Raw genomic sequence first — 14,743 nt, forward strand, 5'->3', positions numbered from 1 at the left:
ATGCGCAAATTAGTTGTAGGAATAACGATTGCTTCTTTAATGGGATGTTCGATGGGTCACCGCGATCCGGTTGAAGTGAAGCAAGCTCTCAATGAATCTATCAATCAAGCGAATAGCCGCGCGTTGGAGGAAATTCCTTCTTCGGTAGAAGCGGATCTTATGCCTAACTTAGACTCCAATGTTTCTTCTGATAACGGAACGTCAAAGCGTTTTCGTATCCAAGCCAATGCAGTAGAGGCGAGAAGTTTCTTTGCTTCGTTGGTAAAAGGGACAGAATACAGCGTTGCGATTCATCCAGCGGTTCAAGGCAATATCACGGTCAACCTTTCTGACGTGACATTAGATGAAGTGCTTAGCGTTGTACAAAATATGTACGGTTACGATGTCATGAAATCGGGCAAAGTAATCCAAGTTTATCCGGCAGGTATGCGTACGGTGACGATTCCAGTCGACTACCTACAGTTTAAACGCTCAGGTCGCTCACTGACGAGCATTGTCACGGGCTCCGTTACTTCGGCTGGTACGTCCAATTCTGGTGGTAGCTCTGACAGCTCAGACTCTTCAGATTCCAACAACAGCAATAACGGCAACGATAGCTCGACGACATCAACAGGCGGAACGCGCATTGAAACCATCACCGAAAGTGATTTTTGGCCAATGTTGCAACAAGCGGTGGCGAACTTAATTGGTTCGGGTAAAGGCCAAAGTGTGGTAGTTACGCCACAAGCTGGCGTGATCACCGTGCGAGCTTTCCCTGATGATATTCGTGAAGTGCGTGAGTTTTTGGGTGTGTCTCAAGAACGAATGCAGCGCCAGGTGATTCTTGAAGCGAAAATCTTAGAAGTCACGCTCAGCGATGGTTACCAGCAAGGTATTAACTGGTCGAACTTATCGGCATCAATTGGTAACTCAGGCAGTATCATTGTTAATCGCCCCGCTTCTGCTCTGCCTCCATTAGATGCGATTGGTACGCTTCTTGGCGGTCAAACCAACGTTACGATCTCTGATGGTAACTTCGAGGCTGTATTAAACTTTATGTCGACGCAAGGCGACCTCAATGTACTCTCAAGCCCACGTATTACGGCGGCGAACAACCAAAAATCAGTGATCAAAGTTGGTACCGATCAGTACTTCGTAACTGAGCTTTCCAGTAATGCGGGTAATGGTGAAAACTCTAATGCGGTTCCTGAAGTAGAACTGACGCCATTCTTCTCGGGTATTTCACTTGATGTGACGCCACAAATCGACAACAAGGGCAACGTGTTCCTGCACGTCCACCCAGCAGTTATTGAAGTAACGGAAGAGGTAAAACAGCTAAACCTTGGCGGTCAATTCCAAAACATTCAATTGCCATTAGCAAAAAGCTCGATTCGCGAATCTGATTCGGTCATTCGTGCGAAAGATGGCGATGTTGTGGTTATCGGTGGCTTGATGAAGCAACAAAATGTCGAGCAAGTGTCAAAAGTCCCATTCCTTGGCGACGTGCCAGCTCTGGGTCACTTGTTCCGCAACACTTCGAATGTGACGCAAAAAACCGAGCTAGTTATTCTGCTTAAACCGACCGTTGTTGGCGTGAACTCTTGGCAAAAAGAGCTAGAGCGCTCGCGTGATTTGCTGCAAGAGTGGTTCCCTGATGCGCAATAAGCGCAGAAGAAACGTTAGCTTTTCAAAGAGTTTGTGATTCGTTATGTACTTGTCGCATTTTGGATTTCGAGTTCAACCTTTCTCACTGACCCCAAATACGGAAATGTTTTTGGGGTTAGTGCCTCACTATGAGGCGATTCAAACCATCTTAGCCGCCGTGCAGATGGGAGAAGGGGTGATTAAGGTGACAGGTGAAGTTGGTACGGGCAAAACCATGGTTTGTCGCAAGCTGATTGAACAGATCGAATCGCAAGTGGAATTGGTCTATCTACCCAATCCTGTGCTCAACGGAGAGCAATTACAGTTTGCCGTGGCAAGAGAGCTAGGTATTGATAATGACGATCCATTGCGCATTGTTTCTTTAATTCAAGAACACTTGATTCGTGTGCATTCAACCGGGAAGAAAACCGTTCTGATCGTCGATGAAGCTCAAGCTCTTTCTCCTGAGGCTTTAGAAACACTGCGCTTGTTCGGCAATTTAGAAACCGAGCAAGACAAATTGATTCAGTTGGTACTTTTCGGTCAGCCTGAATTGGATGAACGCTTGTCCATGCACGAATTACGGCAGTTTCGTCAACGCATTACGTTCAGTTGTGGGCTGCGTCCGTTGTCTGTCGATGAAGGGGTTGCGTACATCAATAACCGCTTAGACAAAGCGGGTAATGGGGCGCACATTTTCTCCATTGAACAGAAAAAAGCGATTTGGCGTTCAGCCATGGGCATACCAAGGTTGATCAACCAAATTAGTCATAAAGCTCTGTTAGCTGCGTTCAATGACCGTTGTACCTTACTGAAGAATCATCACGTTTATGCGGCTATGCACGATACGTTTGATGCCCGTAAACCTAAGTTTAAAACACCCGTATTTTGGGGATGGAGTCAACCTTGAGTGCCATCAATAAAGCATTATCTGAACTTGCTGAAAAAACATCACCGAGTGAACTTACTCGTGCTGAGATTCCGAATGTCTCACGCAGTAAGCCCTGGTTGTGGTTGGTTGCTGGTTTTTCATTAAGTCTTGCCGTAGGCGGCTGGGCTGTGTCCCAAGGCCCTACACCTTCGGATGAGATCACATCGTTCCAACCAAGCGCAACGCAACCTTTAGACACCGCTAATGCTGACCGTCTGGCATCTTCTCCTACCAATAAGATGACACCAGAAACCAGCAACGTGGTTTATTCTAAACCTGTAGAAAAACCGCAAGCAGTTGCAGCTTTACCAACGCCTCAACCTAGTGAGGGCGTATTTGGTTCACGTGCGGATGTGGATATGAGTTCAGACGCTCCGATGCTGATCGCGCAAGTAGCGAATGCACCGAGCAATACGACCACCAATTTGGTTGAAGAGAGTTCAATGCGCATTGAGCAAGTTGAACTTTCACACCGTCAGCTATCGTTGAAAGCGATCAGTCGAGCAGAAAAAGCCATTGATGCAAACGATATGGAAACGGCGCTTTCTGCTTATACCGAAGCATTGCGTTATGAGCCAAGCAATATCGAAACGCGTCAAAAGCTGGCGGCGCTTTATTTCGGTAAAGGGGATACCAGAAAGTCTTACGAAATCCTGCAAGAAGGCATCAACCTTGATAAGGATAACCAACCGCTAAGACTCGCGTTGTCGAAGCTATTGGTTAAAGCCAATCAGCCTTCTGCGGCACTGAGCCCACTGGTTCACTTGCCTCCAATGCCGAGTCGAGATTACTTGGCAATGCGCGCAGCCCTTGCGCAGAAACAAAAGCAAAACGACATCGCATTAGAAAGCTACCAGCTACTGACTCAACGCGAGCCAGACAATGCCCGCTGGTGGCTTGGTTTGGCGATTCAGCAAGAGCGAGCGCTCACTTTTACTGCTGCGATTAACTCTTACAACGAAGCGTTAGGTAAAGTAGGGATCTCGAATCAGTCGCAAGCTTTCATTCGCGATCGATTAACCATCTTAAAGCAACTGGAGAGCGCACAATGAAAATTCAGTTGAGAAAACGCTTAGGTGACCTACTCGTTGAAGAAGGCATCGTATCGGAAGATCAAATCCAGCAAGCTCTATCAGCTCAGCGCAGTACCGGACAAAAATTAGGTGATGCCCTGATTGACCTCGGGTTTATTACCGAAAAGCAAATGCTGGAGTTTTTGTCTCAGCAACTAGGATTACCGTTGATCGATCTTGGACGTGCTCCAGTGGATGCGGATGCGGTGCAAATACTACCAGAAGTGCATGCTCGTCGTTTACGTGCAATGGTGGTGGCTCGTAATGGTGACACTTTACGTGTTGCGATGAGTGATCCGGCGGATCTGTTTACCCAAGAGTCTTTAATGAACTTGCTAGGTGAGTACAACCTTGAGTTCATCATTGCCTCTGAGCGTCAGTTGATCAGCAGTTTCGACCGTTACTACCGCCGTACCAAAGAGATCGCGTCCTTTGCTGAGCAGTTACAAGCAGAGCACCAAGACGTACAAAGCTTTGACTATGGCATCGATGAAGCTGACAGTGAAGAAGTCACCGTTGTAAAACTGGTTAATTCGATGTTTGAAGACGCGGTGCAAGTTGGTGCATCGGATATCCATATCGAACCAGACGATAAAGTCTTGCGTTTACGCCAGCGTGTCGATGGTGTGCTGCATGAAACCATTCTGAACGAAGTGAACATCGCTTCTGCATTGGTATTACGCCTTAAGTTGATGGCGCACTTGGATATTTCTGAGAAGCGTCTGCCACAAGATGGTCGCTTCAACATCAAAGTTCGTGGTCAATCGATTGATATTCGTATGTCGACGTTACCAACTCAGTACGGTGAATCGGTCGTAATGCGTCTGCTTAACCAGTCGTCAGGTTTACGTCCATTAGAAGAATCGGGTTTACCGCCTGAGCTACTGGCGCGCTTGCGCCGTCAGTTATCTCGCCCTCATGGCATGATTTTGGTAACTGGCCCTACGGGATCGGGTAAAACCACGACACTTTACGGCGCGTTGAGTGAGCTCAATGAACCGGGTAAAAAGATCATCACCGCAGAAGATCCGGTGGAATACCGTTTACCACGTATCACGCAAGTACAGATCAACAGCAAAATCGACCTGACATTTTCACGCGTGCTACGCACCTTCTTACGCCAAGACCCAGACATCATTTTGATTGGTGAGATGCGCGACCAAGAGACGGTAGAGATTGGCTTGCGAGCAGCACTAACCGGCCACTTAGTATTGAGTACGTTGCACACCAACGATGCGGTCGACAGTGCGTTGCGTATGATCGACATGGGAGCGCCAGGCTATCTCGTTGCCAGTGCCGTGCGTGCCGTTGTGGCTCAGCGATTGGTTCGCCGTGTTTGTCCAGATTGTAAAACCCAAGATCATCTCGATGAATCGCGGCAACAATGGTTAGCGGGGCGTTTTCCAAATCAAGTTGGGGTGACTTTCCACAAAGGCGCAGGTTGTCAAAACTGTAACTTGACGGGGTATCGAGGTCGAATCGGTGTGTTTGAAATGCTTGAGCTGGAACATGAGATGATGGACAAGCTGCGCGCGAATGATGCGGTTGGCTTTGCACAAGCGGCTCGACGTTCAGAAAACTACAAACCGCTTCTTGCCTCAGCAATGGAGCTTGCACTGCAAGGTGCTGTGAGCCTGGATGAAGTGATGACCCTCGGCGAGGGTGACGCTTCGGGTAAAACTGATCCCATTTTCATGTAGGTAAGTGAATGCCAACTTTTCGTTATCAAGGCCGCACATTAGACGGCTCATCAACCAGTGGCAAAGTCGATGCGGTGAATTCAGAAGCCGCAGCGGAAGCGTTGATGAATAAAGGGATCATCCCGCTCAATCTGCGATTAGAGAAAGAAGGCGTAAAGAACCACGTTAGTTTGTCTAAATTGTTGGTTCCTGCCATTCCACTGGAAGTGATTATCCTGTTTTCTCGTCAGTTGTTCAGCTTAACTAAAGCTGGTGTGCCTTTGCTGCGCTCAATGCGCGGCTTACTGCAAAACTGTGAAAACAAACAGCTTAAAGAAGCGCTAGAAGATGTGGTTTCTGAGTTGAGTAATGGTCGTGGCTTGTCGTCTGCGATGCAGCCGCACAACAAAGTGTTTAGTCCGTTATTCGTTTCCATGATCAACGTGGGTGAGAATACCGGTCGACTCGATGAAGCATTGCTGCAGCTAGCAAACTACTATGAGCAAGAGCTAGAAACACGCAAACGCATTAAAGCCGCGATGCGCTATCCGACGTTCGTTATCGTATTTATTACCATCGCCATGTTCATTCTGAACATTCTGGTTATCCCCGAGTTTGCATCGATGTTTACTCGTTTTGGGGTTGAGTTGCCGCTTCCAACTCGAATCTTGATTGCGACGTCTAACTTCTTTGTTCACTACTGGGGATTGCTCATTGCCGCTATGGTCGGTGCATTCTTTGTGTTCAAAGCTTGGGTTGCGACAGCGGATGGACGGGAGAAGTTTGATAAATTTCGCCTCCGCTTACCAATCGTTGGCGATATCGTAAATCGCGCTCAATTGTCGCGTTTTGCTCGAACATTCTCGTTGATGTTGAAATCAGGTGTGCCGCTCAACCAATCATTGGCGCTTGCTGGTGAAGCGTTGGGTAACCGCTTTTTAGAAAATCGAATTTTAGAGATGAAAGCAGCCATCGAAGCGGGTAGCACCATTTCTGTTACTGCCATCAACAGCAATATTTTTACGCCATTAGTTATTCAAATGATTGCAGTTGGTGAGGAAACGGGTCGTATTGATGAACTTTTGCTCGAAGTCTCAGATTTTTATGATCGAGAAGTGGATTATGACCTTAAAACACTGACGGCAAGAATAGAACCATTACTTTTGGTCATTGTCGCTGGGATGGTGATGGTACTTGCATTGGGTATTTTCTTACCAATGTGGGGGATGCTGGACATCATCAAAGGCGGCTAATGCGTGGTTGAGAATCAAAGCCGAGCAACGCTCATTGTGTTTGGCTTAGTTGCGGTCATCATCGTGGTTGGAATGGCGATTAAATTGCAGCCAGTCACTGAAGAAGCACAAGCGACAGGTGCAAAACTCGCAAAGGTTTGGATGCTAGACAGTGTTCAGCGTTATCACCAAGCGTGGTTAGTGCAAGGTGAGCCCAATCATATGGAAATGGATGGTTTTCAACTCACCATGACGGAAGGGGGCTTAGTGTCGCCATTCACACAACAAGGTGTACTCGATTGCGGATATTGGTTAGCTGTTCATTACCCGCAACGTAAGATTATGGCTAGTGAGTTATTAGATATTAGCGGAACAATCAAAAGTAATCGTTATATCTGCAACTATACTTACGAAAGTGGCCAAACAATTGTAATTATGTCTACCGCTAATCGACTGATAATAGACGTCGAAATTTCGGCGGAGTGAATTTTTTGACACTTAAGTACTATAAATGGGAATGAAAGTCGGTATAATGCAAACATTACCATAAGCCTAAGGTTGTAATAAAAGGTAAACCATAAAATGATTACCTTTGTTATCAAACCTTTTCGGAATAATGGCGATTCGTCATTCTGCTCAAGCGGTAGATACAGTATCCACTTCACGGTCAGTTTTAGTGAACGTTGCTGCTCCAAACCGTTTTGACAATATCCAAAATGGTCGCGTGACCTAAACGAAACCTTGCAGTCACACTGCATGCTTACATAGAGAGAGTAAACAATGAAAAGACAAGGTGGTTTCACCCTTATCGAACTAGTAGTGGTTATTGTAATCCTAGGTATTCTAGCGGTCACTGCAGCACCACGTTTCCTTAACCTGCAAGATGATGCTCGTAAAGCTTCGCTGCAAGGCCTTAAAGGAGCAATTGATGGTGCAGCAGGCATCACTTATGGCAAAGCGGCTGTAGAAGGCAAGGAAGCTATCGATGCTAGTAAAGCTACTGCAGGATCTGAGCCAGAGGTTGAAGGGATCAAGATTAACTTCGGCTACCCTACAGTTGATGGATTAAACACGGCAGTGGCTGGATTAACTGAGGATTGGACGGCATTTGATATTGGTTCAACACCTACTGCTGGAACAAAATATTTCAAATTTAAGGGCAAGGATAGCACTGGTTGGACAGATACAGAGGGCTGCTTTGTAAAATATACTGAAGCAACAGGTAAGACCGCAGCTACTGCGGCGAAAACAAAGGTTGTTGATACTAAGTGTTAAGCTTTTTATTCAAGGCCAGCTAGTCTGGCCTTTATCTCTTTATTGTGATTAATCTTGGAATGGTACATATGCGTAAATCATCAGGTCTTAGTGCGATTGAGTTTGTGGTTGTACTAATTATCTTAGGTGTGATTGGTTATGTGGTATTGCCAAGATTTATCAGCTTCGAGCCAGAAATTTACCAAGCCAAGTGGGAGCAAACCAAGCAAACCGCGGAACATGTTTCTGAGACGCTAAGCAATAAAGAAACTTACGATCGGATTGAAGAAGAAATCGATAGATCTAAAAACTAACCTAGAGCAATCTTGTTTGGTATGTAAAGGAAGTGTGATTTTAGTCCAAAATTACCACGATTTTTTGCTTATAATTTAATCGCTTGTTGTAAGCCGAAGGTTCCTCAGTATGAAGTCGCGCTCAACGATATCAGGTTTTACTCTCATTGAGCTGATCATGGTAATCGTCATCCTTTCTATATTATCGCTTTACGCGTCCAGTCGATTTATACGCACTGGAATTTCTGCCGTCGCAATTCAAGATCAAGTCATTTCAGTTGTTCGCCAAGTTCAGGTGAATCGAATGCAATCTAACGTAAGTAGTGCGGTAGGAAACAACGATTTTATTTTATCCATCACTTCCAACTGTATCGGCTCGAAAGCTTCTTGTTTGTCTAAGGCGAGCGGTCGCAGTGACAGGGTTGAAGACAGCAGTGTTACTTTTTCTCCTGTTCAAGAGGTTCAATTTGATCTTCTAGGAAATCCGACCCCTTCTTCGGTCACTATCTCTATTAGCGAAAACAATAGCTCTCAAACCTGTACGGTCACAATTAATGAGCAAGGCTACGTAAGTAAAGGTGGCTGTTCATGACGATGAAAGGCAAAAAAACGCTTCGAGGAATGACGCTTATTGAGATGATTATTGCGATCGTCTTGATGGGCATCGCAATGGTGATGTTTTCGACTACCTTGATACCACAAATTAAAGATGCTTCCACCTCACATTACCAAATTCGAGCCATCGCTTTAGGGCATAGTATGATGTCGCAAATTTTAGCCCGTAATTTCGACCATTATTATGATGACAACGGTGGCATGCTCCGCTGTGGTGAAAACGGCGCAGATGCTTGCTCAGCTCTTGGAAGGGATGGAGAGACTTCGCCCTCTGCTTTTAATGATGTTGATGATTATATTGGTTGTTGGTACACCGAAAATACTCAGAACAGTTGCCCATCAGGTAGCGAAAAATACCAACTCTCAGATGTTGTAGGTAATAGTGCAGACAGTAGTTATATCAATTTTCGCGTAGAGGTTGCGGTAGAAACGACAGAGTTCGAAGGAAGTGTCCCTAAAATGAAGCAAGTGAAACTGGATATATTTGCTGGTTCCTCGTTAGCGATTTCATTGGTTGGTTACAGAGGTAATTATTAATGAGTCAAAGAGGTTTTACTCTCATAGAGCTCGTACTTGCCATTGTTATTGGAAGCATCATCATGCTGGGGATTGCAGGTTATGTTCAAGTTGGGATGAAAGGGTATGTTGATGCAAGTTCAAGACAAAGAATTCAGACTCAAGCTCAATTTGTGCTAGAAAAAATGGCGCGTGAAATTAGGCACGCTGTTCCCAATAGTTTTGCAATGACAAACACGGCTGACGAATCCTGCCTGTCGTTTGTTCCAACTTTAAATTCCGGTTATTACTTTCAAGGACCAACCAGCAACGAGCTGCTTTTTATCACTGGGGAAAACGTTCCAGAAGATACGTTAAAAGCCTCCGACGAGATACGCTTTGTAATAAATCCAACACGCTATGACGATTTGGTTTCTGGCGCTGTAAGTAATCACCTAATTAGTAGTGACCTTCCTTTAAATAGTGATGATGGCAATGGTAATGCCGATTTTTATCGCTACAGCTTAACGACGCCTTTACCTAGCGACTCGATCGCTCATCGTATTTATCTATATCAGTTAGCAACCAAAGTTGAATACTGCATTGTCAAAACGGGTGCTCATACTAATCGCTTAACTCGCAATGGCACTGTTGTTGAAAATATCGTGGCAGGTGACAGTCAATTTGATTACACGAATGTGAGTTTACAGACTGGTGGGATTGTCTATCTCAAATTTGCTTTTGAACAAAATGGTGAAGTTAGTACCTACCAACAAGATGTGCAGGTGTTAAATGTCCCATAAACAGAAAAACAGCGGAAATGTGGTCATTGTATGCCTATTTGTGATTATTGTGATGGGGTATTTGGGAGCGACGCTTACAAAGACTAACTGGTCTAATCAAAACTCAATGACTCGCGAATTTTTAGGGACACAAGCATGGTTTTACGCTCAATCTTCAACTGAGTGGGCGCTCACTGAAATATACCCACTCAACGATGAAAATCCAGATGTGGGAGGCAATTGTAGTAATAAAGTCAATGGTAAAGCTCCAAGCTTAGATAGCATTGATTACGGAAGCTGCCGATTAGTTTCAATTGTGTGTGACGGGGGCGATAAAAAGTTAGATAACCAAACATTTTATCGTATCGAAGCTGCAGTCCAGTGTGGTTCTGGATTGAGTTTGGTTGAACGCAGACAAGAGATTTGGATTAAGGATTAGAATAATGAAAAGAAAAATAATTGCTGCTTTATTTTTTTGTTTGTTTTCTCTCAAGAGCGTTTCTGCTGAAACTTATGATATGACACCATATTGGTCATTTGGTCAGGGAGTGATGAAATCGAGAGGGAACCTGTGTGGTGGTTGGTACGACCTAACAGGCAACTATATTTGTCCGAATGGCTTGAGTTTGAACAATGGGCAGTCTGTGGTAGCTACTCATGATGTCAATATTCACGTTTATGGTGGTGTAGAGCTAAAAGGGAATAATGAGATTGGTGACCCCGTAAATTCAATCAATATTTTCTCAAAAAATAGTGATGTCAAAGGACAAAATGACATTGAGATTTTTGGACATGTAGAGTCTTTTGGTGCCGTAGATCTTAAGAACGATATTGAAATTCATGGGTTAATATCTGTGTCTCATGGAAAGGTCTACCTAGAAGATGCCCATATTAAAGGTAGTGTAACGAGTGAGTCTGATACTGTTGAGATTAAAGGTAATACGAACCTTATTGAAGGTAACATTTGGGGAGCGAAGGATATTGTTCTCTCAAAAGTTACTGTAAAAGGTGGAGTTACCAGTAGCGCTGGGCAGATAAAGACAGAGGTAAACAGTAATATTATCGAAGGCGATGTAGTTGCTCATGGGGACGTTGTATTGAAGCATACTGTAGTTCGTGGTGATGTAACAAGTAAAGGCGGAGCTGTAAAAACAGAAAACTTGAATAATCAAGTTTACGGTGACATCGAAGCATCACACGAAGTGGTGTTAAAAGGAACGAAAGTTGTTGGAGACATCCAAAGCCTCGGCGAAGAAATAAAACTTGAAGAAGCGGGAGGCGGCAACTCCGTTTACGGGAACCTTGTTGCGTGGCATCAAGTTGTTATTAAAAATTCTTTAGTATGTGGTCAAGTTACTTCCAGAGGTTCAGAAGTTAAACTCGACAATTCCAAGGAAAATCAAAAGTTAGGTATTTACGCCTACACAAATGCTATACAAGCAAGTCATAAGGCAACAGTAAAGAACTCAAGTGTGTGTGGTTCTGTTGTTGGTCATTCATATGACTTTGATAATGAAAAAATCTACTGTGGTGCAGATGAACCCAACTGTGATAACTCGCAAGCCATAGGTAGTTGCCCGCTAGACGTCCTAGAAGATGTGTGTCCTGATATGGTTCCAGAAATTATTATTCCAGAACCAGTCGAGTGTTTGGCTGAGAACTTTGATGCTGAAAAACCACTGAGCAATTGGACTGTTATGGGGCGGGGAAAGAGCACGGTTCCCTATGTCGATTCTGGTCGCTTTGTCGTATCCACAAACCAAAATGATCAATCTACAGCCTCAGCATTTAAAATAACAATCCCGTCTGAAGATAATGTTGTTCAAGTGACATTCGACCACTATGCACGACGTAGCAGCACGCGAACTGGTGGTGATGGTATCGCTATTGTTCTCTCTGATGCAAATGTTCCTCCATCTCCAGGTGCTTTAGGTGGGCCTTTGGGCTATGGTGTCAAGCCAGGAATGGAGGGCTTTGCTGGCGGGTGGGTTGCGTTTGGTATTGATGAGTACGGTAACTTTTCTAATGAAGGTAGCTTTGATGACTATGAAACGCGCCCAGGCAGAAAGCCGCATTCTGTCACCATTCGTGGGGCTGGTTATCAAAAAGTAATAAACGGCTCAGATACCAACGAGTGGTTTGGTGGCTATAAGTTCATTAAGAACAATACAGACCTCGGTCCGCTGGATGAAAAAGGTGGAAGATCTCCCTCTGATAAGCATAGATTTAGAGTAACTGTAGATACTCGGAAAGATATTATTGGGAGAAGCAGTGGCGTGTGGGTTTCCATCGAGCGCAGTATTAATGGCTTCGCTTGGGAAAGCTTGATAAAGCCGTTAAATATAGCGGATGGGTTTGGTCAGCCACAACTACCGAAAGACTTCTTGGTTTCAATTACTTCGGGAACTGGGGCTAGCACCAATATTCATGAAGTTGACAATGTTAAAATATGTGCAGATCGATTCAATAAAGAGCCTCAGATCGATCACTTTCGCTTCACTTACGATGGAAGCGGAAATGTTTGCGATGCTAAAAGTGTAACGCTTACAGCTTGTATGAACCCTGCATGTGATGAAACGTATCCTCCTAAGGGGATGACAAACGCTAAGGAGTTAGAGGTTACCTTATCTGATATGCGTGACGCCCAGTGGTTAAACTCACAAGGTGAGCCACTTGCAAACAATACGTTGATATTTACACATAGTGCTAATTTACAAGTGCGCTCAGAGGGAGCGGAACAAGCCAAGCTTGGCATTGCTCGTACATCAATTATCTCCCCTAATATCGAACCAGTTAAATGTAAATTATTTGGTGAAGACGATTTTGACCCTAGCTGCTTGATCAGTTTTGCAAGCTCAATCACGTTGTCGATCCCAGATAAAATATCTGGACTACCTTTTTTTAGTCAGTCGGGTGATTTACAAACTCAGTACAAATTAAAGAGTCCAAGTGCAAATTATCATCCCAATTTAATGCTTTGTGAGTCAAGTTCATCGCAGATTCCATCCCAAGGTTTGTTTAGAAATATTCAAATGAAGTTCGATTATGATGAGCCAAGTAAACCGAGTTACACGCCGGCTCTTAAGGTGAGCTTTAAAGGGAAAAATAGTCAGTTTGAACAGGCTTTCTCTATGACTAAACCTAATGAATGGGTAACAATTCCTAACGTGTTTTTTAGCAAAGATGGCAAAGCTGTATTTAATGTTGAATACCCTGAAGTAGGGCGGCTAAAAGTTTCTGCTCGAGTCCTAACTGAAACGAACAAAACGCAAGCTGAGAGTTATCGAACATTTGTTAGTTTTCCTGCGAAGTTGGGCTTGAGTGTCAGTGGTGGAGGTGATTGTTCTGATGGTTGTGATGGTTATATCCCCGCAGGGGAAGAGTTCACCATGTCCGTTAAGGCTTATCAGGATGGCGGTGATGAGGCTAAGAATTATCAAGAACCTGACGTCAAAATTACCAATACGCTAGTTTATCCTGATCCAGATAAACTAGATAAAGGAAGTGTCGTTGACGCAACTCTACTAGTTGATACGCTGCCTGATGATACCGTATGGAGCGGAGGGAGTGTGTCATTCAAGCAATCAGTGAGTGATGTCGGAGTGTTTAAGTTTGTCGTATCTGCTCCTTTGGCGGGTAATGGTGATTCGTATTCGTCGTATCTAGGCAGTGCTGCATTCAAAATTACAGATGCAACGCTCAATGTTGGGCGTTTTTACCCTGGTAAATTCAATGTTTACAGTAGCGATCAAACAACTTTGTACAACAACATATGGGATTATCCAAATGGCCAAACATTTGCTTATATGGGACAGCCTTTTGGGTTAAAACGGTTTTATGTAGAAGCATTGTCGAAAGGAGGCGGCGCTTTACGTAACTATGCGTATTTTGGTGAAGATTACCACGCGAAATTCAACTTGTACGAAAATAACTCTGCCAATGATAGAAGGTTTAGTGCGCCGGTCGAGTACACTGGTAACTGGTTGAACGGTAGTAAAGGTCCCTATGTTTCAGGGCAAAGTGTTGGGAAATATAGCGCGAGTGGGCTTGTGTGGAGCAAAGTAGTTACTCAGCCTGACGGCCCGTTAAACTACTTAGAGAAATCATCGGATACCTCAATTTCTATTGCTCAATCCTCATCCTCAGTAGACAAAGCTGGTGTGAGTATTGGTGTGAAGCAGCTACGGAAACAACCAGACATTCGTTTCGGTCGTGTTGATCTTGATGATGTCGGTGGACGCCAGAGTGAAACTTTACACATACCACTACGTGTTGAGTATTGGAATGATAATCTTAAGCGTTTTGTACGAAATGTAGATGATGACAGAACGGTTATTTATTCAGAGCTTGATGGAAAACCAAAGACAATTTGGCCTGACGACAAAAGCGGCTGTTCGATTTTGCTAGAAGGAAATGACACGGTTACAGATGGTGTGACGTGGGATCTATCGGCTAGGCAAGATCCGAATACATGTAACCCTGTGGGACGTCAACAATCTCGACTTTGGTTACAGCTCAAGGGAGGTTCTAACAATCTTCCTTGGCTCAAATATGACTGGGACAATGATGGTGAGGAAGAAAACCCTTCCTCGGTTATTACCTTCGGTATTCACCGTGGCAATGATCGCGTGATTTATCGTGGCGAGCCGGGATTAACCGGACAGTAACAACTTCGGTTTCTTGCGTTAAGTAAGGAAACTGCAAGAAATTGAGGCTTTCTGCTCATGTTTGTGTACCAATGCCTTGCTGTGACAGCGAGGCATTGG

13 protein-coding genes are annotated in these 14,743 nt (G+C 44.4%); all 13 read left to right on the plus strand.

Going from position 1 to position 14,743, the window contains the following annotated elements:
* The 13 genes from mshL to ACF8CV_RS00200 all read left to right on the plus strand — a co-directional run bounded on the left by mshL (nucleotide 1) and on the right by ACF8CV_RS00200 (nucleotide 14,644).
* Nucleotides 1-1,644: a pilus (MSHA type) biogenesis protein MshL gene (gene mshL, locus ACF8CV_RS00140; RefSeq protein WP_024701141.1), complete on the plus strand. Its 1,644-nt coding sequence runs from the start codon at nucleotides 1-3 to the stop codon at nucleotides 1,642-1,644.
* A gap of 43 nt (nucleotides 1,645-1,687) precedes the next feature.
* Nucleotides 1,688-2,533: an ExeA family protein gene (locus ACF8CV_RS00145; RefSeq protein ID WP_005456312.1), complete on the plus strand. Its 846-nt coding sequence runs from the start codon at nucleotides 1,688-1,690 to the stop codon at nucleotides 2,531-2,533.
* Complete coding sequence (locus ACF8CV_RS00150) at nucleotides 2,530-3,606, plus strand: lipopolysaccharide assembly protein LapB (RefSeq protein ID WP_029851997.1); 1,077 nt, start codon at nucleotides 2,530-2,532, stop codon at nucleotides 3,604-3,606. The genes ACF8CV_RS00145 and ACF8CV_RS00150 overlap by 4 nt, the downstream gene beginning before the upstream one ends.
* Nucleotides 3,603-5,327: a GspE/PulE family protein gene (locus ACF8CV_RS00155; RefSeq protein ID WP_005456306.1), complete on the plus strand. Its 1,725-nt coding sequence runs from the start codon at nucleotides 3,603-3,605 to the stop codon at nucleotides 5,325-5,327. Before ACF8CV_RS00150 ends, ACF8CV_RS00155 begins: the two co-directional genes overlap by 4 nt.
* An 8-nt stretch (nucleotides 5,328-5,335) precedes the next feature.
* Nucleotides 5,336-6,559: a type II secretion system F family protein gene (locus tag ACF8CV_RS00160; RefSeq protein ID WP_015297334.1), complete on the plus strand. Its 1,224-nt coding sequence runs from the start codon at nucleotides 5,336-5,338 to the stop codon at nucleotides 6,557-6,559.
* A 3-nt stretch (nucleotides 6,560-6,562) separates the two neighbouring features.
* Nucleotides 6,563-7,024: an MSHA biogenesis protein MshF gene (locus ACF8CV_RS00165; protein ID WP_097371586.1), complete on the plus strand. Its 462-nt coding sequence runs from the start codon at nucleotides 6,563-6,565 to the stop codon at nucleotides 7,022-7,024.
* Nucleotides 7,025-7,318: 294 nt separating this feature from the next.
* The gene (locus ACF8CV_RS00170; RefSeq protein WP_097371587.1) at nucleotides 7,319-7,813 is read left to right on the plus strand and encodes a type II secretion system protein; all 495 of its coding nucleotides are present in this window, start codon (nucleotides 7,319-7,321) and stop codon (nucleotides 7,811-7,813) included.
* A 68-nt stretch (nucleotides 7,814-7,881) separates the two neighbouring features.
* The gene (locus ACF8CV_RS00175) at nucleotides 7,882-8,106 is read left to right on the plus strand and encodes a type II secretion system protein (RefSeq protein WP_169600941.1); all 225 of its coding nucleotides are present in this window, start codon (nucleotides 7,882-7,884) and stop codon (nucleotides 8,104-8,106) included.
* A 109-nt stretch (nucleotides 8,107-8,215) separates the two neighbouring features.
* The gene (locus ACF8CV_RS00180) at nucleotides 8,216-8,677 is read left to right on the plus strand and encodes a type II secretion system protein (RefSeq protein ID WP_097371589.1); all 462 of its coding nucleotides are present in this window, start codon (nucleotides 8,216-8,218) and stop codon (nucleotides 8,675-8,677) included.
* Nucleotides 8,674-9,237 (plus strand): prepilin-type N-terminal cleavage/methylation domain-containing protein, encoded by a 564-nt coding sequence (locus tag ACF8CV_RS00185; protein ID WP_097371590.1) that lies wholly within the window; start codon nucleotides 8,674-8,676, stop codon nucleotides 9,235-9,237. Before ACF8CV_RS00180 ends, ACF8CV_RS00185 begins: the two co-directional genes overlap by 4 nt.
* Nucleotides 9,237-9,998: a PilW family protein gene (locus ACF8CV_RS00190; protein WP_097371591.1), complete on the plus strand. Its 762-nt coding sequence runs from the start codon at nucleotides 9,237-9,239 to the stop codon at nucleotides 9,996-9,998. The genes ACF8CV_RS00185 and ACF8CV_RS00190 overlap by 1 nt, the downstream gene beginning before the upstream one ends.
* Nucleotides 9,988-10,416 carry an MSHA biogenesis protein MshP gene (locus ACF8CV_RS00195; RefSeq protein ID WP_097371592.1) on the plus strand — a complete coding sequence of 143 codons (429 nt, stop codon included), beginning with the start codon at nucleotides 9,988-9,990 and terminating at the stop codon, nucleotides 10,414-10,416. The genes ACF8CV_RS00190 and ACF8CV_RS00195 overlap by 11 nt, the downstream gene beginning before the upstream one ends.
* 4 nt (nucleotides 10,417-10,420) lie before the next feature.
* Nucleotides 10,421-14,644, plus strand: a complete 4,224-nt coding sequence (locus ACF8CV_RS00200) for a DUF6701 domain-containing protein (protein ID WP_097371593.1) — start codon at nucleotides 10,421-10,423, stop codon at nucleotides 14,642-14,644.
* Nucleotides 14,645-14,743 lie beyond the last annotated feature (99 nt).

This window comes from Vibrio sp. zbq_1, assembly GCF_043102935.1.
In the GTDB taxonomy this organism is placed as follows: domain Bacteria; phylum Pseudomonadota; class Gammaproteobacteria; order Enterobacterales; family Vibrionaceae; genus Vibrio; species Vibrio parahaemolyticus.

Bases quoted from the DNA above. Each gene is read 5' to 3' on its own strand.
- mshL (WP_024701141.1), top strand. From the start codon at position 1: ATGCGCAAATTAGTTGTAGGAATAACGATTGCTTCTTTAATGGGATGT.
- ACF8CV_RS00145 (WP_005456312.1), top strand. From the start codon at position 1,688: ATGTACTTGTCGCATTTTGGATTTCGAGTTCAACCTTTCTCACTGACC.
- ACF8CV_RS00155 (WP_005456306.1), top strand. From the start codon at position 3,603: ATGAAAATTCAGTTGAGAAAACGCTTAGGTGACCTACTCGTTGAAGAA.
- ACF8CV_RS00160 (WP_015297334.1), top strand. From the start codon at position 5,336: ATGCCAACTTTTCGTTATCAAGGCCGCACATTAGACGGCTCATCAACC.
- ACF8CV_RS00170 (WP_097371587.1), top strand. From the start codon at position 7,319: ATGAAAAGACAAGGTGGTTTCACCCTTATCGAACTAGTAGTGGTTATT.
- ACF8CV_RS00175 (WP_169600941.1), top strand. From the start codon at position 7,882: ATGCGTAAATCATCAGGTCTTAGTGCGATTGAGTTTGTGGTTGTACTA.
- ACF8CV_RS00180 (WP_097371589.1), top strand. From the start codon at position 8,216: ATGAAGTCGCGCTCAACGATATCAGGTTTTACTCTCATTGAGCTGATC.
- ACF8CV_RS00185 (WP_097371590.1), top strand. From the start codon at position 8,674: ATGACGATGAAAGGCAAAAAAACGCTTCGAGGAATGACGCTTATTGAG.
- ACF8CV_RS00190 (WP_097371591.1), top strand. From the start codon at position 9,237: ATGAGTCAAAGAGGTTTTACTCTCATAGAGCTCGTACTTGCCATTGTT.
- ACF8CV_RS00195 (WP_097371592.1), top strand. From the start codon at position 9,988: ATGTCCCATAAACAGAAAAACAGCGGAAATGTGGTCATTGTATGCCTA.
- ACF8CV_RS00200 (WP_097371593.1), top strand. From the start codon at position 10,421: ATGAAAAGAAAAATAATTGCTGCTTTATTTTTTTGTTTGTTTTCTCTC.